Raw genomic sequence first — 26,422 nt, forward strand, 5'->3', positions numbered from 1 at the left:
GACAAAAAGCGGGTGCGTTTGCGGCACCCGCTTCAAAAACGTCATTGATTCACTGTAAGAGCCTTTTTTACAGCCGGTGCAACGTGCGTTCCGAGCAGTTCGATCGACTTCATCAAATCCTTATGTGCAGGCGCACCTACATCCGTATGCATGAGAAAGCGCGTTAGGCCGAACATCTCCTGATGATAGAGGATCTTATCTACCACTTCATTAGGCTCGCCTACAAACAATGCGCCGCTGCGGCTTTGTCCGCCTTCGAATTGCGCACGCGTATAAGGCGCCCACCCGCGGCTACGTCCGACGCGATCCATCTGAGCCGCATACGACGGGAAATACAAATCGCTCAATGCTTTTCCATCGGGCCCCACCAGGCCGTGCGAATGCGTAGCCAGTTGCATTTTGGCCGGATCATGGCCTGCTTCCAGGTATTCTGTTTTATATAATTCAAAAAACGGCTTGAATTGCGAAGGCATACCGCCAATGATCGCGATGATCAACGGCAAGCCTAGCCTTGCAGCACGTACAACCGATTGCGGCGTGCCACCCACTGCCACCCATATTTCCAGGTTGTTGTTCACGGCGCGGGGCAAAACCTCCTGCCGGTCGAGCGTCGCGCGGAACTTGCCTTTCCAGGTGATCACGTCGTTTTCATTGATTTCTTTCAGCAATTGCAGCTTTTCGGTGAACAGGCCATTGTAATCGTTCAAATCATACCCGAAAAGCGGGAACGATTCGATAAAACTGCCCCGGCCGACCGTAATCTCCGCCCTGCCACCGGAAATGAGGTCTACCGTCGAAAAATTCTGGTAAACCCGCACCGGGTCCGCAGAGCTCAATACGGTTACCGAGCTGGTAAGTTTGATACGCTTGGTCACGGAAGCCGCTGCGGCCAGAATGATCTCGGGCGTCGAAACCGCGAAATCCGGCCGGTGGTGCTCGCCTATCCCGAACACGTCCAGCCCGACTTCATCGGCCAGCTTGATTTCTTCCAACATATCCTGCAAGCGCTCCTGCGGCGACTGAAAAGAACGGGTCTCATTGTTAAATGCCAGATCCCCGAACATGCTGATTCCTATTTCCATTTCCTGTTTGATTTTCGTCTTTGTGTCCCGCCACGTATTACCGCGGCGTCGAAAATACAACCAGCAAGACGGGTTTTAGATTCCGGAGTCAGGGGTTCAGGGTAGTATCCAAAAGTATAGCGAGGGTGTGGGCCGACCCACAACTGATCGGCGGTCGCCCGTCCATGGTCTACTCACTCCGCAAACTCCTCACCGGGTTCACAGTCGCAGCTCGGATCGACTGAAAGCTGATCGTAAAAATGGCAATCAATACGGCGATCACCCCTGCCAGCACGAACATCCACCACTCGATGTCGATCTGGTAGGCGAAACCTTGCAGCCATTGCTTCATAATGTACCAGGCTACCGGCGACGCCAATACGATGGCCATCACAACCAGTTTCAGAAAGTCTTTGGAAAGCAGCCCCACGATCCCCGCAACCGAAGCCCCCAACACTTTACGGACGCCGATTTCCTTGGTTCGCTGTTCAGCAGTGAATGCGGCAAGACCAAATAGCCCCAGGCAAGAGATGAATATCGCCAGAAAGGCAAAATAGCCTGCCAGTTTACCCACAACCTGCTCACTCTGGTATTGGCGTGCGTATTCCTGGTCTGTAAATGCGTAGGTAAACGGCACATTGGGGTTAAGCTGCTTGCATATCCGCTCGATCGCAGCCAGCGTTTCAGGCGTTTTGCCCGCCTGAATGCGGATTATCACACTTCCTTGCGGCTCCCTTACCCCGAGGTAGGCGATGAGCGGGCGGATCGCCGTGTGCAGCGACTGAAAGTGGAAATCCTTTAAAACACCCACAATATGTATTTTCGATTTACCCCAATTAATTTCCCGGCCCACCGGATCTTTGAGGCCCATTACTTTGATCGCCGTTTCATTGACAATCACCCCGGACGAATCCGTAGGGAAGTCTTTCGAAAAATCGCGACCGGCGGCCATTTTCAGGTTCATCGTTTTGGCAAAATCATAACCTACCCCCACCGGCGTAAACCGCACCAGTGCATTCGGGTCGCTGCCGGGCCAGGTAATCCCTTCGGCACCGTTGCCGTTGGACGCCGGCGTGGCGGTCATATGCGACACCAGTTTAACACCCGCTACTTCCGTCAGTTGGGTTTTCAGTACCTCAAATTTGCCGGACAGCTCGCCTTCAAGCGGAAAGTATGCCAGGTTTTCACGGTCAAAGCCCAGGTTTTTGTTTTGGACAAAACCAACCTGCCTGTAAATAATGATCATTCCCACGATAAGAATCACCGACAATCCAAACTGAAAGACGACCAGCCCTTTCCGTACCCACACCGAGCTCGAATCGAATTTCAAAGCCCCTTTGAGAATGCGGACAGGATTGAGCGACGACAGGAATAATGCGGGGTAACTTCCCGCCAGCAGACCGGTCGTCACCAGCAGACCCGCTATAATGCCCCAGAACATTGGCGCTGCATAAGGCAATGCGATTTGCTTGCTTGTAAGGCTGTTGAATGCAGGCAATAGCAAGGCCACCAGCAACACGGCCAATATCGCCGAAAGCGTCGCTATCAGGAGTGCCTCGCCCATAAACTGTCCGGCGAGCATGGAGCGCATCGCGCCGACCACCTTCCTCACGCCTACCTCCTTGGCGCGGCGCGACGAGCGTGCGGTGGCGAGGTTCATGAAATTGATGCAGGCGATCAGCAGGATGAACACCGCGACGAAGCTAAACAGCTGCACGTATTCGATGCGCCCTCCGTCCATCTTCGCGTTTTTGATATTGCTGTTGAGATAATATTCATGAAAAGGCTGCATGGCAAGCTGGGTTTTGTAGGGCTTGCCGGCATCGCGGTTTGTCTTGTCGAGCAGATGTAGGATTTTGGCTTCCACTTTGGCAGGATCAGCATCTTTCCGCAGCTTGAAAAACGTCAGCGGGTCGGTGCTGCCCCAGTCTTTGGCCCAGCTATTGTCGTCGGCATAGGCATTCCAGGTCATGAGGCAATCGAATTGCAGCGAGCTGTTGGCCCCAATGTTCTCAAAAACCGCCGATACGGTCATTTCCTTGCGGTTGTCATAGCGAATCGCTTTTCCGATGGCTGCTTCCGGACTTCCAAAAAACGCCTCAGCCATGTTGCGCGAAATGACGATATTGCCCTTATCGCGCAATGCTCCTTCCGGAGTACCTTGCAGGAGTTTGTAACTAAACATTTTGAAGAAATCCGCACTTGCCCAGTTCGTCGCCTGCTTGTGTATTTTATCTCCGACGGAAAAGGTCTGCTGGTTAGTCCACGAATACGGCGTACTCATCTCGATTTCCGGTACCGATTTTTTCAGTTCCTCGGCCAATAGCCCCGGCGTCCAGATCACACCTTGTACCTTTCCACTGAAATACTCGCGCATGTAAATCCGGTACAGCTGGTCCTTGTTCGCATGAAAAGCATCGACGGCCCGTTCGTCACGGATCCAGAGCATGATCATGAGGCTGCAAGCCATCCCGAGCGCGAGGCCCAGGACATTAATGGCGGAAAACGTTTTGCTTTTGAGGAGGTTGCGGAATGCGATTTTGAAATAATTCTGGATCATGGCTGCGCTGAATGAATAGGTTTCGGAATAGTCGTTTGAGCGTTTCGGGCGCGCGAAGGGGCGCATGAGGCGAATAGCCGCGAGGGCATACTTGCGGTCGGCCGCAGGTTTACCCTGGCTTTCGCGCCAGTAGGCATACATTTCGAGCATATCTCCCTGCAATTCCTCGCGGGCATCCGGGTCCGACCAGCTCGCCAGCAGGCGGGTGGCCCACCGCGGCGGCCCTGCCGACCTGCCGGAGTGCGATTTCAGGTCCATATCAATGGGTCATTAATTGAAGTGTATCAGGCGACATTGCGTTCCACAACGCCTCTCTTGCCTCTTTTGCTTCACGCAAGGCTTTGCGGCCGAATGCCGTCACACGGAAAAACCGTTTGCGACGACCACCCCGCTCGGCAGTGGCCCCACCCATTTCGGACGACAGGAACCCTTTTTCTTCCAATCGCTGCAAGGTGGTATGCACCGTACTGAACCCGACGGCCCGGCCTGCCTTCTGGTCGAGCTCCTGCGCGACGGTCACGGCGTAAGCTTCATCGCCCAGCACCGCGACCGTCAGCAGGACGACTTCTTCCAGTTCTCCCAAAAATGTTCTTTTCATGGCTGATCGTATTTATTCCGATAATGTCGGGCAAATGCCGTGCCAAATCCGGCAAGCCGCCCTGAGCCGTTCAAAAACAGGTTTTAAGGGACTAAAACGGCGAGTTGAATGTCCGATTCCGAACATCGGTGTAATCAAAGCGGACAAGTCGCAGATAGTGCTTGAAAACCGGTTATCAAACAGTTACATTTGGGATACAATCGCTTCTGTTTTATGAATGTAGGTAAAGAGCTCCTGTTCTTTTTCAGCGTGGTGGGTGCGTTCAACGGCATTCTCCTGGGAATATTCCTGCTATTTTTCACGCAAAAGAAATACCTCGCCAACAACTTCCTGGCGGGTCTGCTGCTTGCCCTGGGCGCCCGGATCACGAAATCGGTTTTCCTGTATTTCGACCGGGGATTGCCGAAAATCTATTTGCAAATCGGCCTTTCAGCCTGCTTTTTCATCGGGCCGTTTTTGTACTATTTCGTACGCTCCGCGATAACACCGCTTGAAAAGACGCCCAAACGCTGGACATGGACGCTCATTGGACTGGCGGTTATGATGTTGGGAATAGGCATCGCCGTACCCTACGCCGACTACCCGATTTTATGGAGGAAAGTGATTACGAGGGCTATCTACCTGCAATGGTTCGGCTTTTTGCTCGCTTCGGGAATTCTCATCCGCGGTTTGCTATGGAAGCTATTCCAGCGGTCGTACACCATGAAGCCGGCTGAAACCTGGATTTCAATGATCTTCCTCGGCAACATGCTGATCTTCCTTTTGTATTTCTCCTCGATGATCAACGCGCCATTCGCCTCCTATATCAGCGGCTCCATTGCCTTCTCGCTGATCCTCTACCTGATGATCACATTGGTGATTTACAAAAAGAAAACCGATGAACTGTTTTTGCTTCTCCCCGAGAAGCCGGTTTCGAAAAAACTCAATGAAAGCGACGCCGGAATATGGCTGGGCAAGCTGGAAAAAGTGATGACGGAAAAAGCCATTTACAAGAACCCCGATCTGAAACTGCACGATCTTTCGCGTGAAATACAGGTTTCGGGCCACCAGCTTTCGGCCTTGCTGAATGACCGTCTGGGCAAAAATTTCACGACGTATATCAATGAGTGGCGGATTGCCGAAGCCTGTAAAATGATCGCCACCGAGCAGCACCTTACCCTCGAAGCGATCGGTTATGAAGTGGGCTTCAATTCCAAATCTACTTTTTTTGCTGCATTCAAGAAGGTAAAAGGCACCACGCCATCTTCTTACCAATTAACTATTAATCAACCTATTGCAGATTAACCGCAGTACGAATTTATAAATCCGTACTCCTGATTCGCCTTTTACATACCCGCGGAAGCGGCCCGCTTTGGATTTTTGCCTCAAACCAGATCCATTGTCACAGCCATGAAGCTTTCCGGCATCATTTTCTCCATCCTTTTTTTGTTTACCCAAATAGCCCTGGCCCAGAACCCTTATGCGGTATCAGGTAAGGTGGTCGGTGCTAACCGGCAGCCGGTGGCTGTATATGCCCGCCTGCTCGCCCTGCCCGATTCCTCGCTTTTGCAAGGCGCGCCGTTCGAGGATGGCAGCATTACCTTCACCGGCGTTGCGCACAAAACCACCGCGCTACGGCTGAGCAGCATCGGCCTTGCCGACACGTTGATCGTCATCCATCAGAACGGCCGCACGCAAATCGCCCTCGGTACCATCCTCATGCGCGAGCAGGCACAGGCGCTCGCAGATGTGACTGTCCGAGGGCAGGCGCCGCTCGTACGGCAAGGAGCCAATGGTACCACCGAAATCCAGGTTGCGGGCAGCATTCTGGCGGGCAGCACATCGGCCACGGAACTGCTCGGGAGGTCGCCCGGCATTATCTTCACCGAAGGCCGGGCGGGTGTGGCCGGACGGGGGGAAGCTTTAATTTTCCTCAACGGACAGGCCATTACCTATGAACAAATGGCGGCCATTCCCGTAAGCCGCATTGCCCGGGTGGAGGTAATACCCAATCCGTCGGCCAGATACGATGCCGAGGGTAAGGCAGTGATCAATATCATTACAAAGCAGACGGCAGACGGCGGCATGACAGGCTCGGTAACCCAGCAGTATGCCTACACCAAATTTGCAGGCAGCGAACTGAATACCCTCGCGGATGCCCAGTACATGCGCAACAAGCTGGCATTGCAAGCTAACTATGCCCTCCAAACCGGCAACAGCCGCGAAGTGCTGCATACCACGCGCACCCGCCCCTCGCCCACCGAATACCTGCATTCGGACCTTACTACCGATTGGCAACGCAAATTGCGTAACTATTCCAACTTCGGTGCAGGCGCACAATGGAACCTGCATACAAACAGCTATATATCACTGAGCTACAAGGGCAACCTGAACAGCCTCGGCGGCAGCCAGAACAGCAGCAATGCGCTCACCGACACGAAGGGAAGCAGCTTTTACCAAAGCCGCGTCGCCAAGGACGAGGAGCGTTGGAACCATGCCATTACCCTCAATTTCCAGCAAGCATTGGACACGTTGGGTTCTGCATTGTTTATCGGGACCCAGTATGCGCGATTTAAAACCGACCAGCACGACCGCATTGCGGAAAACAGCCTCACCGGCGACAGCGCGGCGAGTCGCGAGTTACTCAATGATGTGCTCGTCCGGATCCGTATTTCCAGCTCGCAGGTCGACTACACCAAAGCACTCCGAAATGGCCACAAGCTCGAAACGGGGGCGAAATTCAGCTATGCGGATAATGGCTCCCGTACCGATTTCCTGGTTTCTGCCGGCGACGGCCCTTTCCTGCCCGATCCGGGGCTAAGCAGCAACTTCCGGTACCGTGAAAAAATACCTGCGGCATATTTGAATTATCAGGGAAATTGGAAGGGCGACGTGCGATTCGGTGCCGGTGTACGAGGCGAATACACGACCTACACGCTCAATACCACGGCGCGGGGCGGACAGAACATCGGGGACCGCTATTTCAACGTATTTCCGAATGTTTTTATCAGTAAAAACTTCCCCAATGGCCTGCAAAGCCGCATTTCGTACGTTTCAAAGATCACACGCCCGCGCTACCAGGCGCTTAATCCTTTTGTGATTTATCAGGACCCTTTCACGACCATCGAAGGCAATCCCAACCTCCAACCCGAGAAGATCCATACGTTTGAAACCGGGCTGCAATACAAGCAACTCGACGTCCGTGCAGGTTATACGTACACCAAAGACCGGCTCAGCGGTGCCGCGCTACGTGGCGATTCGCCCAACAGCTATGTTTTGAAGGGCATCAATCTCGCCCGGGAACATTCCTTCTTCATTACTGCCACGGCGACATTCAACATCGCATGGTGGAATACTACCAACACCGTCACAGTAAGTCGCAGCAACCTGGTCGATCATGAATATGGGTTCGAAATCCAAAAACCGAAGCCACAGCTTTATGCCTACACGAGCAATACTTTTGATGTAAACCATATTTTTAAAATCCAACTCCTCGCCTGGTACCTGAGCGAAAGGTCGCTAGGGCTTTACAATGATTTCAGCCGGTCGACGGTAACACTCGGCGTAGAAAAAGATTTTTTGAAAAATGCATTGAAGATCAGGCTCACCGCCAACGATATTTTTCACCAAAGCCATGTGCACGGCAGATACAGCGTCGGGGCGACCCATATTTATTACCACCGCACCTACTCCACCGCATTCTTCGGCATCAGCGCGACGTACCGGTTTGGGCGGATCGGGAGAATTATGTTTAACAGCAAATCGACCGGCGAAACGGAGCAAAGCCGGGCGAGGTGAGGGAGGAAGGCGCGAAGGTCGACCTTCGTGCTCACCATTCGCAGGCCTCCGGCCGGACACTGCTGCAATGTCGCCAGCTTAGTATGGACCGGCCGGAGGCCTGCGAATAGTATGTACAAATCTTGAGATTTGTACCAGCTTGGTCATTAAATAGCGATTAAAAAGGTACTTTGCGCTTATCAGGTTTGATGTGAGTTGCTATTTTTGGAGCATCCACTTTAACCTTTAACTATGAAAAATTACATTGTCATTTTCCGCGAACCTGACGGGCGACAAGAGTCCCACACCGAGGCTGAAATCGCTGCGCATCGTGAAAACTGGTCGAAATGGTTTGCTGAATGGGGTACCAAAGGTAAACTTGCCGGAGGCAGCGGATTGACGCTCAATGGCCGTTTGATTAAAGCCGGAGAAGTCCGCGAGGGTATTCATCAGGTCGGTACCGAAATCGTGGGCGGCTTTCTGTTACTCAAAGCCGATGACCTCGATGAGGCAACCGCTATCGCGGCCAGCTGCCCGATTTATGAATTCGACGGTTACGCCGAAGTCCGCGAAATGCAGCAGTAATCCCCTCTTCCCTTTCCTCCCTATTTATATGTTTCCAAAGCCCGGATATCACCCTGCTCTTTCAGTATCTTCTTCAAACCATCGACATTCATCGTCAGCCCGACTTCGGCGTCGGGTGCCGTTTCTTCATTGATGATGCCGATCGGGCCGCGGTAGCTGCTGTCGCGGATGATGCGGATCATTTCGGCCTCCGTGTCGCCTTCGCCCACCGGGACTACCTTCACGGGATTCCCTTTTCGGAGCCCCATTAAATTCACCGCCATTAAATGCGGCAGTATTTTCGGGAAAAACTGGGGGAAACGTTCGATGTCTTCCTCGGCGTGATGCAGGTTGTACACGATCCCGATATTCGGTCTTTTGAGATAATCCATCACTTCCAGCTGATTTTCCGGCATTCCGTACCAGCCGCCGTGATTGTAAAGCCCCACCGTACAGCCGATTTCAGCAGCCTTATCCGCAATGTAGGCCACAGGTTTTGCAACGGCTTCGACCTTCTGCTGCTGGGTCATTTTGTCCATACCCTTTATCCCGCCGATCATACACCATATCTCCGTTTTGACATGATGCCTTTTCAGCAAGTCGAGGATAATGGGCAGGTTCTTGTCGTTTTCGGGATTCGGGCCGGAATACAACCAAAATGCCTGTAATTTGATATGATGTTTTTTCAGCGCTTCCAGTTCGGCGTCAAATTCGGGAATATGCTTCTCGCGCCAGTCGTAGGCAAGCATCGTAAAACCCAGCTTATTGAGCATTTCGGCCCGCTGTTCGGGATTGCGTTCTTTGGAATCGAATGGGACAATGCACCAGGCAATGAGGTTCTGCCTTGCGTAGATATTATCGGTACCCTTTTTCTTTTGGGCTGAAACAGTCTGAACAGACAGTATCGTGAGTAAGGTGCAGATTGCAAGCAGTCTTGAAAACATCGCCGGGTTGGAGTTTTACTGAATAAGACCCAACCCGGCGATTTCTTTATTGTCCTGATCAAATTTTACTTGTCGCGCTGGCCATGAACGGGTCGGTTATACCCTCCTTCCCGGTTTCCACTCGTCCCGCAAACCGTCTCACGACGTCGCCAGACCCGTGATGAACCTGGAAATCGTACCATTGATGATTGGGGGCCGCTGGAATAAGCGTTCTCACCGTCGCATCGCCCGGCAGGCTCACTTCCCTGTTTTTCTGCTGATAGCAATTGTCGGCAATTTCAAGTTTCAGTGCTTTCTTTCCTTTGTTGACAGAAACGAGTTCCAGCTCGCCGGTGGGCCTGCCTTTTTTATCCAAAACATATCCACAACTTACTGTCACCTCAGATTCCTGGGCATGCCCCGCAAATTCCCGGAAATAACCATTTGGGCCGTACACCCGCAAATGGTATTTGCCATTTTCAAAGGCTGCCAATTGGAAGCTTTCGGTCAGCTTATCACCTGCCTTCACCGCGTAATTCCACACCCGCAATACCTCACCCTCGTAAGGATTGAGAGCGTAAATGATAAATGGCGCACCGGCAGATTTTGGACCAAATACCTTATTTCCCGCATGCATCGTAATCTCGAAAGAGCCCTTATCCGCCGAAAGCGCGCCATTCACATACAATTCGTAAGGAAGCGCCACCGAAGGCCTGGTACCCGGTTCCTGTTTGGGTAAAAAGGGCGATGCGGTTGGATTGGCATTAATTTTCCCGATTTCCGTGGCATTCAATGCCTTAAAATTCGCCGGCACGTCTTTGAACTGTGCTTTATGGATTGTCGTCAAGATTTCCTCGCGGTTTACCGGTTGCGGCTTTTTGTACGCCGACGCATCGAAGGGCTGGAAAACCGAGCTCATATCGCCGCATATCGTCCGGCGCCATTCGGTAATATTCGCCTCCCGAACCTGTTTCTTCGACTTATGGCTTGTAAATTCTTCCAGAAACTGAATGATGGAAGTATGGTCGAAAACCTGCGAGCACACCTTCCCGCCCCGCGACCATGGCGATGCCACCACGAGCGGCACCCGGAAGCCCAGGCCTATTGCCCCACCCCGTGCATTCGCCTTCGGCACTTGGGTTTCGTCCTGTTCCAACGGTACGTACTCGGCCTTGATATCGATACCGGCAGACACCTTCCCGGAGTTGGATTTGGTCGGATCGGGGATTGAAAATGGCGGAATATGGTCGTAATAGCCATCGTTTTCGTCGTAGCAGAGGATGAAAATCGTTTTCTTCCAAACCTCCGGATTTTTGGTCAGGATATCGAGCGTCTCGGAAATGTACCAAGCGCCATACCACGGCGCCGACGGATGGTCCGAGAAATTCTGGGGTGCAGCCAGGTACGAAACCGTCGGCAGCTTGCCTTCATGCACATCCTTCCGGAACTGGTAGAAAATATCACTTTTCGGCAGATCGATCTTGCGTGTTTCTCCCCCTTCCGTGTAAGAAATCGACGAAAGTTTCAGGTAATCCGGATCGTTGCGATTGGTCACAAATGCGTTGCGGTGCAGATCTTGCCGGAATACCGACAGTTTTTTGAAATTCTCCTCGCTAAACTCGGCCAGATCGGCTTCGAGGCGTTCCAGCAATGCGTGACGTTGCTCCCAGGGTTTGTTCAGTTTATCCTTTTCAGCGCCCGTTGCCGTATCCATTTTCTCCTTCAATGCTGGAAGATCCTTTTTAATTTTATCCACCTCCAAGGTCGCGTAGTGGATAAAATCTTTCGAATATTTGACCCCGTACTGCGCATAACGTTCCAATGGATTACAGCCGAAATTGCTCAGCCACGAGCCAACGCCCGGGTGGAACTGTACCACCGCGCCCACTTCATTCTGATAAAACTTCCAGCTAATACCCGCCTCCTGCATGCGCTCGGGGAAGGTCTTCCATTTTACCGGTTTGTTAATCGAAAAATAGCTGTTCCGCACCACCGCCAGCGAGTCCATTTCAGGCTTTTTCCGAATCGTGCCCGACCACAGGTAGTAACGATTGGGGTGCGTGGGGGTCATCGAGGAACAGAAATTCTGGTCGCAGATCGTGAATGCATCGGCCAGGGCGTAGTAGAACGGAATATCCTCCCGCTCATAATAGCCGAGCGTCAGCGGCATTTCGGCGTACTCCTTGTGCCCCGAGCGCTTGGAAGTGAGCCACTTATCATATTTCCCGCCGTTGTAGGCATCTACCTGCGACTCGCGCGAGTGCGGCAGGTCGTGCATCCATGTGGCTTTCGTATTTTTAATGTCCAGGCGGAACGGCGCGTACGTATCGCCTTTGAGGTCGGTCTGAAGCCAGACTTTATTCCTGTTCGGCAGGTCGATCGCCCGCGGATCGTTGAAGCCGCGCACGCCCTGCAACTTGCCATAACTATGATCGAACGAACGGTTTTCCTGCATCAGGATTACCACATGCTCGGCATCGAGATAAGTCGTATTCGGGTCGGGTGTAATAGCCATCGCCCTTTGCACCGACTCGGGGAACAAACTCGCCGCGCCCGCACCGCCTGCGAGCATCGCCGCCTTTTTAATAAAATCTCTTCTGGAATCCATGGGTTTAGTTTGGGTTGTTACTAAAAGGTACAAGTATTTAGAGGGGCAAAATTACTGACCCTGGCGGCCACATCGGGTTACGCGAGTGTTAAGAAATTTTGGAAAAATTCCATAAATCTTGTAAAAATTCCAAAAGAACCATATCTTTGATGCACTCAAATGTTCCTTCATTCTTCAATACCTGCCCCCTGGTGATATCAACAGGCAACATTCAAAAATTTGAGTCATGAACACATCGGAAGAAAAAATCGAAGGAACAATCCATTTATTGCTTTACATTCTGCAAAAGCTCGGCGGGCACTGTGACATTCACAAGCTTTTCAAAATTCTCTACTTCGCTGAACAGAAACACCTCGTCAGATACGGTGCGGCTATTTCACAGGATCATTACCACGCGATGAAAAACGGGCCAGTACCTTCTATTGCCTATGATATCTACAAAAATGTCAAAGAAGGCGGTACGACCTATGCCCGGTACTTTTCAGCCTTAGACCGTTTTTCAATTCAGGGAATTGTCGATCCGGATCTCGATTTTCTTTCCGAATCGGAAATGAAATGCATAGATGAATCTGTGTGGGAAAACAAAAATCTCAACTTTAACGACCTGACAGGCAAGTCGCATGACGAAGCCTGGAATCAAACGGCGCAAGACAAAGAAATAAGTCCGGTTGCCATTGCCAGGGCCGGCGGCGCGGACAGCGATATGGTCAAATACATCGAAGACCAGTTGCTGATTCATTCGGCCAAATTTGAATGAACACCAGGAGCCGCGACCTTTGAAATGACTTCATTGATTGGGACCGTCCTTCGGATGATGGTCAAAGACACGACTCCGCCCAAAGTCAAGCGCTTCATTGTGATTGGCGAGTCGGCCGACAGCCTTACGCTTGCTTCGGTATACAATAATACTGAACTCAATATGAAGGTCAACTACAACCTGGATCTTCAATGCCAGCATATTGAATTTACGGCTGACGGCCGCGACTACCTCGATCACACATCATTTGTCGACTGCTCAAAACTCAAAATTGTCGAACGTGCCGAACTCTGTGCGATCATACAAAACCGGCCGGCTGTTGTCGTCGGCAAACTCGGCCAACAAGATTTTGAAATAGTAAGGCGTCAGGTCGCCTGCTCTGCGACGATAAAAGGGAAAATCAAAAAGCGGTACGGCTTTTATAATTGAAGTTCCTTCCAATCTTGATTTTTTTCAACACGACCTTCGAGCGTAATGTAGTTAGGGCTGCAGGCGGTAAAGCAATGGTAAAGCCATCGTGCGTACGCGTACCAAGGGCGAGTCGATTGACGCCGACCACTCGTTTTCAGTTATCGACGTATAAACCGGCATATTCATCAAAACGCTCGACCTCCCCGCCGACAAAGGCGAACGGATGTGAATGCCGTCGCAGTGGAAGACGGCAAAGCATACATTGCCGTGAATACTGCTGATAAGGATTACATTCGGGAATATGATCCGGCTAGCGACAAAGTCACGCAAGGCGCCGAATTCGTGGATGGTATCGATTATATCCTGCGTCTCGAAAAAACCAAATAACGGCCTACAATCAAGAACAAGTCTGGCATATGAAAGAAGCCCTGCGACGTAATTTGGCAGGGCTTCTCATTTATAAGGTAACGTTCTTTTCACATCCGGTTACAGTAACAGCACTAGTAACCCTTCTTTTACAAAGAAAAACCTTACTCATGCGAACCATTTTGACAACGCTTCTCTGTGCGCTGTGCGGAACAATCTCCCTGGCGCAGCAGGCTTCATCGACAGACTTCAATCTCGATTTTGAAAAAGAACTAACTACTGATAAACTGCCACGGCCGTGGATCGAATGGGGAAAGGGTTACTTCCTTTCCGTGGATACCACAGAAAAATACCAGGGCAAAGCGGCATTGCGTATCCAGTCACCTGCGGTAATGGATAATATTCAATTCGGAAGTATGGCCAATGCCCTACCGGCGATTTACGGCGGCAAGGAAATAGAAGTGAGGGGTTACCTTAAATTTAAAGATGTCGGGCAGGGCTGGGGCGGGCTGGTACTACGGATCGATGGAAAAGCAGGACCACTGCAATTCAGCAATATGCAAAGCGAAAATCTCAAGGGAACGCGGGACTGGAAGCAGTACAGTATTAAACTACCCTATTCCGCCGAGGCCGAATATATTTATATCGGCGCATTGCTTGTCGGCACTGGAACGATTTGGGCGGACAATTTCGAATTACTCATCGATGGCAAGCCATTTACGCAGGCACCTCCCAAAAAGGAATTCCCCGCCGCGCTCGACAAAGAATTTGATGGAGGATCAAAGCTCGGCATCGGCCCGGGGTATTCCATGACCAAAGAGCAGGCGGTCAATCTGGCGAAACTGGGCAGGATCTGGGGATTTGTAAAATACCATCATCCGGCCGCCGCAGACGGCAACTACAATATGGATTACGAGCTTTTCCGCGTGGCTGCGCCGTATATCGCGGCAAAAAACGATATCGAACGTAAACGCGTGCTTGCTCAATGGCTGAATAAATTCGGACCGGTCAAAGAGCTCTCCCCCGAAGCTATTCCGACCGATGCGGTAATAAAACCCGATTTGGCATGGCTGGAAAAATCCGAACTTTTCGCTCAGCTCGATTCAATACGCCGTGCCCGGCGCACGGGTGAGCACTACTACATTGCCTCATATCCTAATGTAGGTAACCCTGATTTCAAAAATGAGCGTGCCTACAATGAAATGGCCTACCCCGATGCGGGTTTCAGGCTGCTTTCACTGTTCCGTTACTGGAATATGATAGAGTACTTTTTTCCGTACAAGCCCCTGATCCGCGAGGATTGGTATGCGGTACTGGAAGAGTTTGTGCCTAAGTTCGCGATGGCGGCCGATGAAACCGAGTACAAGCTCGCCGCCCTCGCGCTCATCACGCGTGTGAAGGACTCGCACGCCAGCCTGTACGGCCAGCATAACGCGCTTGATAAGCGTTTCGGAAAAACTATGCGCCAATTGAACTACGTTTTGTTGAAGGGAAACCGGTTGTCGTTGACTACTATAATACTCAGTTAGGTGAGCAAACCGGGCTGAAACCGGGCGACGCGATCGAGACAATTAATGGCAAACCAGTTGGACAGATCATCAGCGAACTGAAACCTTACACACCAGGCTCCAACAACGTAATGCAGTTGAAAACCCTGGCGCCGAACCTGCTGCGAAGTAATGATTCCACCTTGGCGATCACCTTTAACAGGAAAGGAAAAATACAAAAAGCGAGCATTCTACTTTATCCTGGCAACAAGATCAATATTTACGCTAATTACAACAAAAAAGACACTTGCTTCAAAATGCTCGGACAGGACGTCGCATATATTTTCCCGGGGAAATTCAAAAATACATATCTGCCCGCCCTGACGCCTCAAATACTGAAAAGCAAAGGTGTGGTGGTGGACATGCGATGTTATCCGTCCGATTTTATGGTTTTCTCATTTGGTCCGATGCTCCTCCCGGAAAACAAGTCTTTTGCAAAATTCACCATTGGTAAACCGCAAACACCCGGCTTGTTCACATGGTCATCCGAACAAAAACTTGGTACAACCAACCCCGACCACTACAAAGGCAAAGTGATCGTGATCGTGAATGAAAATACGGTGAGCCAGTCGGAATATACAACCATGGCTTTTTCCGCTGCGTCAAACGTTACTGTAATCGGCAGCACCACAGCCGGGGCCGACGGCAACGTATCTTCGATTGTCCTGCCGGGCGGCATACGTACAGGTATCAGCGGTATCGGCGTCTACTACCCCGACGGCCGCGAAACCCAGCAAATCGGCATTGTGCCGCAGGTAGAGGTGAAGCCCACCATCCAGGGCATTGCCGATGGCCTCGATGAGCCGCTCGAAAAGGCCTTACAACTCATTCGCGGCAAGTAACCTCAAAACTCCCGGTCGCCGAACTCGCTGGCCGGGAGTTTGGCTTTTCTGGTGAATTGATTGAGGTTGTAGCTCAGATTAATAAGAAAAATATCTGTTTCCTGAATGTAGTTGGTGGTCGTATAGAAGTCCTTGCCCCATGTTGAAATACGCTGCTGGTTGGCCCCCACGATACCCAGGTCCATGTTTTGCCACTGCAATGTGGCTGCCAGCCTCCCTTTCAGGAAACTCTTCTTGACCGACAATGCCGGGTTCACGAACCGGGAGTCCTCCCCTTGCGCCGTCACCCGTTTCGACAGGTAGCTGATTGCCCATTGCACCTGCAAAGAAGGGGTTATTTTGAATGTAGTATTTGCATTCAGGGAATATACTACGCTCGATGTATTCACCACCACCGTATTCACACCGGCAGTGTTCCGGAACAGCCCGCCTTCGATCGCATACCGGTACACATTCGCGCCGGCATAGAGCTGCCACCACTTGGTCAGGGTGGTATTCCCCCCTATTTCCACACCCCATGAGGTAGCCAGGCCGGCATTGGTGTAAATGCGGTTGACGATGGTATCGTTATACACGCTATTGACCCGATTGACCACATTCTTGATCCGCTGGTTATATAATGTGGCAAAAACGCTCCCTTTTTCGAACTCCTTTACGATGCCTGCTTCGGCCATGCCGATAAATTCGGGTAAAATGTCGGGGTCACCCGATTCGAGGGTTTCGGAGTGCTCACGCTCGGGAAATGGGTTCAACTCGTTGTTCGTTGTGCGCTGTACGCGGCGCGTGTAGCCCGCCTTCCCGCGCCAGCCCTTACCCCACGCGTACTGCAACTGCGCGGACGGAAAGAAATTGGATAAATCGAGGTTGCGCGTGTTGGTACCTGCTGCACTAAATCGCCTGGTTGCGTATTCGTATCGCAAACCACCCGAATATTCGAGCTTACCCGATTTCCCGCTATATTGACCGTACATCGAGTGAATGTGGTTCACGAGGCGCGTCCGGCTCGAAAACTCCGGGACGAGCACAAACTCTCCGGTTTCCAGGTTTTGGTCCAAATATTGAAATACACCTTTCTGCAACTGGTTCCGGTATTGGTAGCCGGTTTCCAGTTTTCCTTTGCCAATCGGTACTACATAGTCGGCCTGCAAGCGGTATGCATTTAATGGGTTTTCGCTCGGGTTACGGGTACTTTGCAATGCGCGCGTGCGACCTGGTTCGGAAAGGTTGAGATTGGTCGTCAACCCGTCCAGATCAGCCGATTCGATCAGTCCGGACAATGTCAGCTCCGATTTACCCCCGAAACGATGCAGGTAATCGAGGTTAGCCGACGTTACATCGGCGGTTTTTTGCGCGATATTGGAATTGAAATAGGTTATCCTCCCCACGTTCTGCCCTGTTTCCAGGTTTGTTTTGGTATTGTTGTAAACCAAATCGGCCCTTCTCGACTGGAAGCGATAACCCTTGTAAAAACCTGCCGAAATCACATTCGAGGGATTGGCAGTGTAGCTGACCGATGCCCGCGCCGTGTAATTGTACCGTTTGAAACTCCGCTCTCCATCGGAGGGAAAGGAGGTAAAAACAGGACCGATCGTCGTGTTGACGTCCCCGACCCTTCTACCGGTGATATCATTTCGCAGGTAGTTGCCACTCAGGTTCACCTCCCATTTGCCGGCACGGATACCCCAGGCAGCGTCCGCGCCGTAACGCTGCGGATTTCTCAGGTTATGGTAGGTATGAACCGACGGTAGCCCTCCCTGCACATTCAAAATCAGGCTCTGGCTATTCTTATCGACCGTTTTGGTAGTAATATTAATGATACCCGATTTCCCGTCCGGGTCATAACGAGCCGATGGGCTGGTGATGATTTCGACATTCTCGATGCTGTTGGCGGGAATCTGGTTGAGCACAACGGCCGCGTCGGTTTGTACGGGCTTGCCATTCACGAGTACCAGGAAGCCCGTCGAGCCGCGCAATGCGATATCCCCTTCGGCATTGACCGTCACCGACGGGGTATTTTTAAGCACATCCACCGCAGTCCCGCCCTGGCTACCCAGAAACGCGCCCGCGCGGTACACTTGCCGGTCGATCTTGTTTTCAACAGCGCTCCGGTTACCCGTCACTTCTACGGCATCGAGAACCCGGCCGTCAGGCTGCATGGCAACAGGAGGCAATGCCACATTACCTGCATGCGCGGGTATGGGCGTGCGCAACTTCCGGTACCCCATGTATTGCGATTCGAGGTAATACGCAGTGACATTCAGTTTTTCAAATTGGAAAGTACCCTTATCATCGGCAAGCACCCCGCTCACCAACGTCGAATCGGCAGAACGGTACAATGCCACAGAGGCATAAGGCAGCCCCTGGCCAGTTTGTTGATCGGTAACTTTGCCGGTAATAGTGATCTGGCTTTGCGCCAGGCCCGACGCCAGTGCGCCCAAAAGTAATGTAAGCGTAAAAAGAAATTTCATAAGGGTTAGTTCCGCCTGTTCATGGTGTTGCGTAATGCGGCAAAAATAACTCTACAAATTCAGTAGAGTTTTGTACTTTCAGTCCTAAAACTGGTATATCTAGGAAATACCCTTGCGGTAAACGCTCGGCAAAACGCCGGTTTGCCTTTTGAAGAACTTATTGAAATGCGACGGGTCTGTAAAACCGAGTTCGTAGGCAATTTCTCCCAGGTTTGCCTGTGAATACAGCAGCAAACGCTTGCTTTCCGCCGTCAGCTTCTCGCTGATCACCGCCCCGGCCGTTTTATCCAGGTACTTGCGGCAATTGGCGTTCAAGGTTTTGGGCGTCACATTCAGCTCGCCGGAATACCATGCCACCTCGTGTTTGGATTTGTAATGTACTGCCACCAGGTCAAAGAAAGATTTGAGCAAAGGAGGTTCTGGCTGGCTTCGGTCCATGTGCGCTTCGCGTTTCAGCAAATTGAATAGCAGCAACAGGTAAGTCTGCACGATGGCCTGGTAATTGGGCTGCCGCTCGGCATATTCACTTTCAATACGCTCAAAAATTCCCTGGAAAGTCGTACCGGTGTTTTCGAGGCGATAACCGCTGCTGAACGTGAGCGGAAAGGTCTGAAAAAGCACGTCGTAGAGCGGATGCCCCAGCAGAAAATCCTTTTGCACCATGATCACGAAGCCTTTGGGAATGGCAGTCAGCTCCCAGTTGTGGATCTGTCCGGGCATGACCAGGTACAGGCTGTTTCCGCTTACCGGAAAACGGTGGTGGTCGATCTGATGAAGACCTTCCCCGTGAGTGAGGTAAATGATTTCGAGATATTCCTTGTGGCCATGCGGATGGGTGGTTTTGATCACCTCTTTCATTCTTTTGATCCGGAACAACTCATTGTCGTTCAACTTATTCTTGATCTCGATTTGCATATAAACAAGGGCCAGGAGTATTCTAGCGATTTAATAGAGTATGCAAATTAATATAAAAAAGCCTTTACAGAAAAAGAGGGCGCCCCGAAACAGGGCACCCTCTCGCACGTCAGCTACTCTAAATAATGGCTGCTATGCCTGTTTCGCCAGCTGGATGTTGGCCAGTATTTTGATATTTTCTCCGAGAGCAAGACCGCCGGTTTCGGTGAGCGAGTTGAATGTCACCCCGAACTCCTTACGGTCGATGGTGCCGCTTACTTCAAAGCCGACCTTGGTGTTACCCCACGGATCGCGTTCGGTGCCGCCGTATTCTGCCGCGAGCTCCACTTCTTTGGTGATGCCTTTGATGGTAAGATCGCCTACAAGCTTGTATAAGTCGCCTTTATCTTTTTTGAGTGAAGTGGACACAAAGCTGAACTCGGGATATTTCTCCGCTTCGAAGAAATCGGCATTGCGCAGGTGCTCGTCGCGGCCAGGCTGACCGGTATCCACGCTGTTGACGTCGATGGTAAAATTGACATTGGCGTTTTCGAAACTATCGCCGTCCGTCGATGCCGACCCGCTGAAAGTACGGAAGAAACCGGTGACAGTCGAGATGACCAGGTGCTTCACTTTAAACTGAACTTCTGAATGCGCTACATCTACATTCCACGTTGTCTTTGACATGATTTCATTGTGTTTGATGGTATGAATACTTCACACCTGGCCCTCACAGGAAGCCACTCCTGATCGCCTGCCGTCAGGGCCGGGCGGCGATACAAAATTAGTCCACAGGCGCACGCGAGATCGACCGCTTACCCCGAGGTTAGCACTATACTCTTAGATAGCGGTCGCGTAAAAGAGTTCGTCGAAGTCAGTGTTTCGACATTGTTCAGCCACATTTCATGGAAGTATTTTCCACAGGCTACCGTCCCCTCCAACACGATATTCTATTCATTTGAAGCATTTTCATACCAAAAATTTTCTACGAATACAATGCAAATTTGTAGAACTATATCTACGAACCGAATCGTGTCTACCAAACATTTAATTCGATATTTGTCCGCGAATTAGATCCCAACCACACTTCCCTCTTCACCAGGCATATTTTAATCCCGGAACCTTTGTCGCCCCGGGTTCATCCCGCGCGGCCCGACCTGCGCGGCCCGACCTCCGCGGCCCGACCATAAATTTTCAATCCCCTAATTTTTCACCTAACCAAACGCTTGCTTATGAACAAAAATCTATTGATCAGGGCACTTTTCCTGCTTGTGGGAGTGCTGTGCTATGGGGCAGCCATAGCCGTCAACATCACAGGGACCGTCTGGGTCGATGCCGACGGTGACAACGTCGTCGACGCCGGCGAAACCGGTACCAATTTTGGCGGTACCATGTACGTCAATGTAGTAAATGCGTCCGGCGCAATCATTGCCTCCACCCAGGTAGGTCCCGCGGGTGGGTATTCATTTACCGGCCTGCCCAACAATCTGACAGGTCACAAGCTCGTATTGACCAACACTGCTACCAACATCAATGGCAACCGCATCCCCGGCACCTATTATGTGTTCGAAGATGTGGTAGGCGCCAGCAACACGGCCAATCAGGCCAATGCCCCGCTGTCAGGCGAAATCGCGCTGACTAACCAGGCAGCCAACATGGCAAACCAGAATTTCAGGATGGGGCAGCAAAGCCCGTTCGGCTGCCTCGATGGGATTGCCTACCAGGTTGCAGTACCCAGCGGACAGACCGTCTCATCGCTGTACAGCTACAATGTCAGCTCAGGGGTACGTACCCAGATCGGCGCCGCCACTGCTTACAGCATCAACTCATTGATTTACAGCACAGCTACCAACAATATGCTGTGGGGGACTATCAATAACTCTGATATCGTCCGCATTGGTGCGGGAGCTGGAACGGTGGTATTCCATATCCCGAACCTGCCGACATCCGCCTTCAACGTGGGTGTGGAGCTCCCTGATGGCTATATGCTTGTTTATGCATCGAATGCCGCCGAGTACTATGTGATCGATGTGGACCCTTCCCGCGCGACCTATCTCGAACTGGTCGATCCAACCAACGGGTACGCCCTTAAAACCGGCCCTAATTATGGTACGGCTGTCAGCGCACCGTTGAATATTTCCGATATCGCCTATCTGGCTTCGACCGGTCTGGCTTACGGCATTACGCCTGACGGGATCATTCAGACACTCAACCCTGCAACCGGTGCGGTAACCACCAATCCAACAGCGGTTACAGGATTACCAGCAGCGCCCTACGGAGGGATGTTCAGCGACATCACCGGCAAATTGTACGCATTCAATAATAGCACAGGCGGGTTCTACCGGATCAACCCTGCGACCAACACGGCTTCCTTCATCTCGGGCAGTACCCCATCGGGTGGTAACGACGCGGCGAGCTGCCCCAATGCATTCGTGGAATGCGATACCGATGTCCAGACCGTCGCTCAGGACACGACCATTTGTGCAGGAAGTTCGACCTCGTTCTCAGTGGCACCAACCGGTAACGGTCCTTTCACTTACCAATGGCAGCTGAGCACGGATGGCGGCACCAACTGGTCGAACATGCAAACGACCCCGTTCACCGGAGCCAATGGCAGCTACTCGGGAGGCGGTACCGCAACGCTCACTGTGACCCCTTCCACCACCGGTTGGAACAATTACCGGTTCCGCTGCCAGATTACGGGTAACCTTTGTACCGCGCCTTCGTCGGCAGTCAGATTGCAGATTTACGCAGTACCAGGCGCTCCCACCTTGCGGGCCGGCACCGAGGCACCCATATGCCCGGCAACGACCTATGACCTGAACCGCCTGGTGATAGATACCCCGCCTGCGGGCAGTACTCTGCGCTTCTATACTTCGAGCACTCCATCGCCGGCCACCTTGGTTGCCGATGCGGCACACGCGCCCGCAGGCACGTATTACGCCCGTTTCGAAAACGACGGCTGTACCGGCCCTGTGAGCCAGCCAATTACCATTACAGGCTGTATTACGCCATTTACCTGTGAAGACGGCGTGGCCTACCAGGTGGCCGCCGCGGGCGGCGAAACCGTGTCGACGCTTTACGCCTACAATGTGGTTACCGGCGTAAGGACGCAGATCGCGCCGCTAACCGCATTGGTAAATTCACTCATTTACAGCGAAATCGACAACACACTTTGGGCTACCAAAAACGGCACCAACTCGATCGTCCGCATTGGAGCGGATGGTACCTTACTGGAATACCCTATCGCAAACCTCAGCGGCAATTTCAATGTCGGCACCGGGCTTCCCGGCGGCTATATGCTGGTTTACAACACCAGTCAGCCACGCTATTATGTGATCGATATCAACCCGGCGCGTTCGACCTATCTGCGCCTGGTAGACCCGGCGAACGGCTATGCGTTACAAACCGCAGCGCCTTACGGCAAAGCACTGAGCGCCGCCATCAACGTGGCCGACCTCGTTTACGAACCGGTGGCAGGACTGGTTTATGGGGTGGAATCAACCAGTTCCCGATTGGTGACGCTTAACCACGTTACCGGCGCCACCACGGTGGGAGCAGTTGTGGCAGGCTTGCCGACGGGTACTTCTTTCGGGGCTGTATTCGCGGACCCGAGCGGTAAACTCTACGCATTTGCCAACGACCCGGGCACATTCCACCGCATTAACCCAACTGCCGCTACTTCGACCTTGCTTTCGACCAGCATTACCTCCAACAGCAACGACGGGGCCAGCTGTCCGAACGCCATTCTGGAAAACCTGCCTTTCGACTGCGCGGATGGTATCACCTATCAAGTGGCTGCTGCTGCCGGAGAACCTGTTTCTACACTCTACGCATACAACGTGAATACCGGCGCGCGTACCGAAATCGCTCCACTGCCAATGACGGTCAACTCGTTGATCTATAACTCTGCGGATAACATGCTATGGGCAACCAAAAACGGCACCGGCAGCATTGTACAGATCGATCGTGAGGGTGGTACGGTGGAATATCCGATCGCCAACCTGCCTGCATCCGGCAACTTCAATGTCGGCGTAGAGTTGCCTAATGGTTATATGATGGTTTATCAAACCGGTACACCGAGCTTCTACGTCATCGATGTCGACCCGAACCGTCCTTCAACTTACCTGAAACTGGTTGACCCGACCAACGGCTTCGCGCTTCAAACCGGGCCGACTTACGGTGTGGCATTGAGCGGTCCTTTCGGAGGGTCTGATTTTGCCTATCTTCCTTCGACCCAACTGGTCTACGGATTCACTACCGACGCCCGCATTTCGACGATCAATCCACTCACAGGAGCTGTTACCACAGGCGCGACGCCGGTGTCAGGCCTGCCTGGAAACAGCGGTTTCGGAGCTGTTTTCGCAGATGCTACCGGTAAGCTGTATGCATTCCACAACGAATCGGGACGTTTTTACAAAATAGACCCGGTAGCCAATTCGGCCAGCTTTATGTCGACCTCGATCCCGTCCAACAGTAACGACGGCGCCAACTGCGTAACGGCAACGCTGTGTGACATCGAGCTCACCAAGCCTAATCCGGAAACCCAGATCGTGTGCGAGGGTACTACCGCTACATTCGCTGTAAAAGCCACCGGCACCGGCACACTCTTGTACCAATGGCAGGTAAGCACCGATGGCGGCAATAACTGGACAAACCTGGTCCCTGGCGGCGCTACGGATGCCAACGGGACCTATTCGGGTGCCAATTCGGATACATTGCGGCTTTCACCGGCTAACACCGGTTGGAGCGGTAACCGCTACCGCGTGGTCGTCGACAGCGACAGCGACTTGTGTACGCTCACCTCAGGTTCAGGTTTGCTGACAGTCCGGACAGAGCAGGAGTGCGGATTACCGGTAAAACTCGTTTCCTTCTCGGTTTCCAAAGAAGCCAACAGCACCGCGCTGCTCAATTGGAATACCTCAGAAGAAACCAACAGCGACCGCTTCGAAATCGAACGCAGCGCTGACTCGAAAAGCTGGACCACCATCGGTACCAAAGCCTCTCACGGCGAAAGCAGCGTATTGCGCAAATACGATTTCGTGGATCAGGCACCGGCAGCAGGACTGAACTACTACCGTCTCAAAATGGTGGATACCGATGCCACCTTCGCATACAGCCGTATTCTGAGCGTAGAATTCGATGGTAATGCCATGCTGGCAGCCTACCCTAACCCGGCCAGCGACAGATTGAAGTTCAAGGATTTTGCAAAAGTGAAGTCTGTTGTCCTGCACAATTCAGCAGGCATAAAAGTAATCGACCGCAAGGTCGTCAACTCCGAAGGACTTGACGTCAGCAAGTTGGCTCCGGGCATTTACACCGTGAAGCTCACTTTGGCCGACGGTAGCCAACGAGTACAAAAGGTAATCATAGTTAGATAAATAGTACTTGGTAAGGAAAAAAGCACAGGCCGGTTGGTCTGTGCTTTTTTGTGTTGCACCAATCTTGAATTGGCGTTTGGTAACTTCTTATTTACATTAAAAAGAACAATTAGGATACGCACTACAAATCATCGCCGTGGTGAAAAGCTTTATGCCATGAATTTGCTATGTAGGGCAGATTTATGGGTTCTTTATCAACGTATTCTATTTTGCTTAAATTTCAAATTGGCAAAATAATGCAGGCTGATCCTTGGTTGGATAAGGAAGCTGCTTTTAGCGGGGATGCAATTGAAGTTGGCGAAATGCCCTACTTCCAAGCTGATAAGCCGGTTGTAGCTTATGCCTACATTCATTCCCAAAAAACTGCTGCGGTATCCCTTGTTCACAATGCTTGCGTTAAGGCCGAAATAAGGCCGCATCCTTCCGGAACCAACATACCTGCCAACACCTATTTCAAGTGTCTTTAATGTACGCCTCGACAATGAATTCGGGGAAAATCCGAGCTGCAAGTTTGGTGTAAGCAAGAAATTGACCCTAACATATCTATTACGAAATTTCCGGGGAAAATTCACCCGGACCCCAAAACCGAAGGTTGCCTTGTTGCGGACCTCGATCCAACCCTCCCGCCAGTTTTCGGCGCCGGCACTCAATTCGAGATCAAAAGTCAGCCGGCTGTCTTTCGCCCGGTGGTACGAAATGCTATCCTTCGTAAATGACCTATTATAAGATTCAACGTAGTCTTTCAGATACTTTTCCTGATACGCTGGCAAGGGTTCTTTAAATCGTTCCGAATCACCACAAAATCCTGCCAATTGCTCTTTATACTCCTCATGAATCAGTAAATATCTCCGATTATCAACCGCCTTGTAGAATGGATAATAGAACAATTCCTTTAAATGGCCATCCTTCTCAATGAAGTAATGCGGATGCTCCGCCCTATCTAAAAACTCGAACAATGTTGCTCTCCCGCCTGTAACCAACTCCTGTAAAAATACATATGCCGAGTCCCTGGCTTCCAATGACGGGACAATAGTATACGCTTGGGTTAAGCTGATATCCAGAAGCCCGATTTTTTTGCTTTTATAAATCTCATTGGCTACCAAAACCCCGAAACCTTTTACATCTTTCGCCGGAAACATCTGTCCGTCTGCCACCGGGCTCCTAAACCGAACTTCTTTCGGGCTCATCGCCCAATCGGCATACCTAACCAGACCGCGGATCGTATCATTTTGGTTGGTGATTATGTAACCTTCTACAAATTTGCCCTGGGCGAAGGCTTGCATTGATGTGGTTAATTGGATTATGAATAAACAGGTGATTCCATTAGTGAAGATGTGTGTATAGTTCTTCATAATGTGTGTAGACTTTGTTTTCATAGGTGTGTTTGGATAAATGAATAAATAATTATATAACCGCAGTTTTCTCAAATGGAATGCTTTTTATTCAACGTTCATAAATCAAAATGGATTGAAGCTCACTGGGTAGGATAGATAGACGCCCAATGTTATCAGGCTGATAGCAATATTTAAAGCCTTTTGATGCTTAACCATCGCTGAAATAAATATTAAATGAACAAATATTAAGACAACAAGAACGTCAACTGCATCCCCAATATCCAGCATTTCAGAAACCGTAAAAAAATCTCTTTTTGAAAATTCGGCTACTGATACAAAAAGCATAATCAAA

At 51.4% G+C, this 26,422-nt stretch carries 19 protein-coding genes; 9 read left to right on the forward strand and 10 right to left on the reverse strand.

Annotated features, from left to right (window positions below; genetic code table 11):
- Positions 1 to 41: 41 nt before the first annotated feature.
- The 3 genes from J7619_RS10870 to J7619_RS10880 all read right to left on the reverse strand — a co-directional run bounded on the left by J7619_RS10870 (position 42) and on the right by J7619_RS10880 (position 4,219).
- Complete coding sequence (locus J7619_RS10870) at positions 42 to 1,082, reverse strand: LLM class flavin-dependent oxidoreductase (protein WP_291197843.1); 1,041 nt, start codon at positions 1,080 to 1,082, stop codon at positions 42 to 44.
- A 169-nt stretch (positions 1,083 to 1,251) separates the two neighbouring features.
- The gene (locus tag J7619_RS10875) at positions 1,252 to 3,879 is read right to left on the reverse strand and encodes an ABC transporter permease (RefSeq protein ID WP_291197845.1); all 2,628 of its coding nucleotides are present in this window, start codon (positions 3,877 to 3,879) and stop codon (positions 1,252 to 1,254) included.
- 1 nt (position 3,880) lies between these two features.
- Positions 3,881 to 4,219 carry a PadR family transcriptional regulator gene (locus tag J7619_RS10880; RefSeq protein WP_291197847.1) on the reverse strand — a complete coding sequence of 113 codons (339 nt, stop codon included), beginning with the start codon at positions 4,217 to 4,219 and terminating at the stop codon, positions 3,881 to 3,883.
- Positions 4,220 to 4,432: 213 nt separating this feature from the next.
- Here J7619_RS10880 and J7619_RS10885 point away from each other — a divergent pair, with 213 nt between their 5' ends.
- The 3 genes from J7619_RS10885 (at position 4,433) to J7619_RS10895 (ending at position 8,560) form a co-directional block, all read left to right on the forward strand.
- On the forward strand, positions 4,433 to 5,503 hold the full coding sequence (locus J7619_RS10885) for an AraC family transcriptional regulator (protein WP_291197849.1): 1,071 nt from the start codon (positions 4,433 to 4,435) through the stop codon (positions 5,501 to 5,503).
- A gap of 105 nt (positions 5,504 to 5,608) precedes the next feature.
- The gene (locus tag J7619_RS10890; protein ID WP_291197851.1) at positions 5,609 to 7,996 is read left to right on the forward strand and encodes a TonB-dependent receptor domain-containing protein; all 2,388 of its coding nucleotides are present in this window, start codon (positions 5,609 to 5,611) and stop codon (positions 7,994 to 7,996) included.
- Positions 7,997 to 8,227: 231 nt separating this feature from the next.
- Positions 8,228 to 8,560 carry a YciI family protein gene (locus J7619_RS10895; protein WP_291197853.1) on the forward strand — a complete coding sequence of 111 codons (333 nt, stop codon included), beginning with the start codon at positions 8,228 to 8,230 and terminating at the stop codon, positions 8,558 to 8,560.
- Between the two features lie 20 nt (positions 8,561 to 8,580).
- Here the strand turns inward: J7619_RS10895 and J7619_RS10900 are convergent, their stop codons facing one another.
- Entirely contained in the window at positions 8,581 to 9,483 is a 903-nt protein-coding gene (locus tag J7619_RS10900) for a sugar phosphate isomerase/epimerase (protein WP_291197855.1), read from the reverse strand.
- Between the two features lie 58 nt (positions 9,484 to 9,541).
- Positions 9,542 to 12,070: a phosphocholine-specific phospholipase C gene (locus J7619_RS10905; protein ID WP_291197857.1), complete on the reverse strand. Its 2,529-nt coding sequence runs from the start codon at positions 12,068 to 12,070 to the stop codon at positions 9,542 to 9,544.
- A gap of 226 nt (positions 12,071 to 12,296) precedes the next feature.
- Between J7619_RS10905 and J7619_RS10910 the strand changes: the two genes are divergently transcribed.
- From J7619_RS10910 to J7619_RS10930, 5 genes are all read left to right on the forward strand, one after another.
- Complete coding sequence (locus J7619_RS10910; RefSeq protein WP_291197859.1) at positions 12,297 to 12,827, forward strand: Panacea domain-containing protein; 531 nt, start codon at positions 12,297 to 12,299, stop codon at positions 12,825 to 12,827.
- Positions 12,828 to 12,851: 24 nt separating this feature from the next.
- Complete coding sequence (locus J7619_RS10915; RefSeq protein WP_291197862.1) at positions 12,852 to 13,256, forward strand: hypothetical protein; 405 nt, start codon at positions 12,852 to 12,854, stop codon at positions 13,254 to 13,256.
- 207 nt (positions 13,257 to 13,463) lie between these two features.
- A complete protein-coding gene (locus J7619_RS10920; protein WP_291197864.1) occupies positions 13,464 to 13,625 on the forward strand; it encodes a hypothetical protein in 162 nt (53 codons plus the stop codon).
- A gap of 149 nt (positions 13,626 to 13,774) precedes the next feature.
- Positions 13,775 to 15,133: a hypothetical protein gene (locus J7619_RS10925; RefSeq protein WP_291197866.1), complete on the forward strand. Its 1,359-nt coding sequence runs from the start codon at positions 13,775 to 13,777 to the stop codon at positions 15,131 to 15,133.
- Positions 15,134 to 15,243: 110 nt separating this feature from the next.
- Positions 15,244 to 15,993 (forward strand): S41 family peptidase, encoded by a 750-nt coding sequence (locus tag J7619_RS10930; RefSeq protein WP_291197868.1) that lies wholly within the window; start codon positions 15,244 to 15,246, stop codon positions 15,991 to 15,993.
- A 2-nt stretch (positions 15,994 to 15,995) separates the two neighbouring features.
- On the opposite strand, the gene J7619_RS10935 is transcribed toward J7619_RS10930, so the two are convergent.
- The 3 genes from J7619_RS10935 to J7619_RS10945 form a co-directional block, all read right to left on the reverse strand.
- Complete coding sequence (locus tag J7619_RS10935) at positions 15,996 to 18,461, reverse strand: TonB-dependent receptor domain-containing protein (RefSeq protein WP_291197870.1); 2,466 nt, start codon at positions 18,459 to 18,461, stop codon at positions 15,996 to 15,998.
- 99 nt (positions 18,462 to 18,560) lie between these two features.
- Entirely contained in the window at positions 18,561 to 19,376 is an 816-nt protein-coding gene (locus J7619_RS10940; protein WP_291197872.1) for an AraC family transcriptional regulator, read from the reverse strand.
- Positions 19,377 to 19,508: 132 nt separating this feature from the next.
- Complete coding sequence (locus J7619_RS10945; protein ID WP_291197874.1) at positions 19,509 to 20,042, reverse strand: YceI family protein; 534 nt, start codon at positions 20,040 to 20,042, stop codon at positions 19,509 to 19,511.
- 545 nt (positions 20,043 to 20,587) lie between these two features.
- Here J7619_RS10945 and J7619_RS10950 point away from each other — a divergent pair.
- The gene (locus J7619_RS10950; RefSeq protein WP_291197876.1) at positions 20,588 to 24,736 is read left to right on the forward strand and encodes a DUF6923 family protein; all 4,149 of its coding nucleotides are present in this window, start codon (positions 20,588 to 20,590) and stop codon (positions 24,734 to 24,736) included.
- A 194-nt stretch (positions 24,737 to 24,930) separates the two neighbouring features.
- Here the strand turns inward: J7619_RS10950 and J7619_RS10955 are convergent, their stop codons facing one another.
- Both J7619_RS10955 and J7619_RS10960 read right to left on the reverse strand, forming a co-directional pair.
- On the reverse strand, positions 24,931 to 26,088 hold the full coding sequence (locus J7619_RS10955; protein ID WP_291197878.1) for a hypothetical protein: 1,158 nt from the start codon (positions 26,086 to 26,088) through the stop codon (positions 24,931 to 24,933).
- A 105-nt stretch (positions 26,089 to 26,193) separates the two neighbouring features.
- Positions 26,194 to 26,415: a hypothetical protein gene (locus J7619_RS10960; RefSeq protein WP_291197880.1), complete on the reverse strand. Its 222-nt coding sequence runs from the start codon at positions 26,413 to 26,415 to the stop codon at positions 26,194 to 26,196.
- Positions 26,416 to 26,422: the final 7 nt, after the last annotated feature.

This window comes from Dyadobacter sp. (assembly GCF_017744695.1).
In the GTDB taxonomy this organism is placed as follows: Bacteria; Bacteroidota; Bacteroidia; order Cytophagales; family Spirosomataceae; genus Dyadobacter.

Bases quoted from the DNA above. Each gene is read 5' to 3' on its own strand.
- J7619_RS10910 (WP_291197859.1), top strand. From the start codon at position 12,297: ATGAACACATCGGAAGAAAAAATCGAAGGAACAATCCATTTATTGCTT.
- J7619_RS10890 (WP_291197851.1), top strand. From the start codon at position 5,609: ATGAAGCTTTCCGGCATCATTTTCTCCATCCTTTTTTTGTTTACCCAA.
- J7619_RS10900 (WP_291197855.1), bottom strand. From the start codon at position 9,483: ATGTTTTCAAGACTGCTTGCAATCTGCACCTTACTCACGATACTGTCT.
- J7619_RS10960 (WP_291197880.1), bottom strand. From the start codon at position 26,415: ATGCTTTTTGTATCAGTAGCCGAATTTTCAAAAAGAGATTTTTTTACG.
- J7619_RS10925 (WP_291197866.1), top strand. From the start codon at position 13,775: ATGCGAACCATTTTGACAACGCTTCTCTGTGCGCTGTGCGGAACAATC.
- J7619_RS10955 (WP_291197878.1), bottom strand. From the start codon at position 26,088: ATGAAGAACTATACACACATCTTCACTAATGGAATCACCTGTTTATTC.
- J7619_RS10895 (WP_291197853.1), top strand. From the start codon at position 8,228: ATGAAAAATTACATTGTCATTTTCCGCGAACCTGACGGGCGACAAGAG.
- J7619_RS10935 (WP_291197870.1), bottom strand. From the start codon at position 18,461: ATGAAATTTCTTTTTACGCTTACATTACTTTTGGGCGCACTGGCGTCG.
- J7619_RS10875 (WP_291197845.1), bottom strand. From the start codon at position 3,879: ATGGACCTGAAATCGCACTCCGGCAGGTCGGCAGGGCCGCCGCGGTGG.
- J7619_RS10870 (WP_291197843.1), bottom strand. From the start codon at position 1,082: ATGGAAATAGGAATCAGCATGTTCGGGGATCTGGCATTTAACAATGAG.
- J7619_RS10950 (WP_291197876.1), top strand. From the start codon at position 20,588: ATGAACAAAAATCTATTGATCAGGGCACTTTTCCTGCTTGTGGGAGTG.
- J7619_RS10885 (WP_291197849.1), top strand. From the start codon at position 4,433: ATGAATGTAGGTAAAGAGCTCCTGTTCTTTTTCAGCGTGGTGGGTGCG.
- J7619_RS10940 (WP_291197872.1), bottom strand. From the start codon at position 19,376: ATGCAAATCGAGATCAAGAATAAGTTGAACGACAATGAGTTGTTCCGG.
- J7619_RS10930 (WP_291197868.1), top strand. From the start codon at position 15,244: ATGCAGTTGAAAACCCTGGCGCCGAACCTGCTGCGAAGTAATGATTCC.
- J7619_RS10905 (WP_291197857.1), bottom strand. From the start codon at position 12,070: ATGGATTCCAGAAGAGATTTTATTAAAAAGGCGGCGATGCTCGCAGGC.
- J7619_RS10945 (WP_291197874.1), bottom strand. From the start codon at position 20,042: ATGTCAAAGACAACGTGGAATGTAGATGTAGCGCATTCAGAAGTTCAG.
- J7619_RS10915 (WP_291197862.1), top strand. From the start codon at position 12,852: ATGACTTCATTGATTGGGACCGTCCTTCGGATGATGGTCAAAGACACG.
- J7619_RS10880 (WP_291197847.1), bottom strand. From the start codon at position 4,219: ATGAAAAGAACATTTTTGGGAGAACTGGAAGAAGTCGTCCTGCTGACG.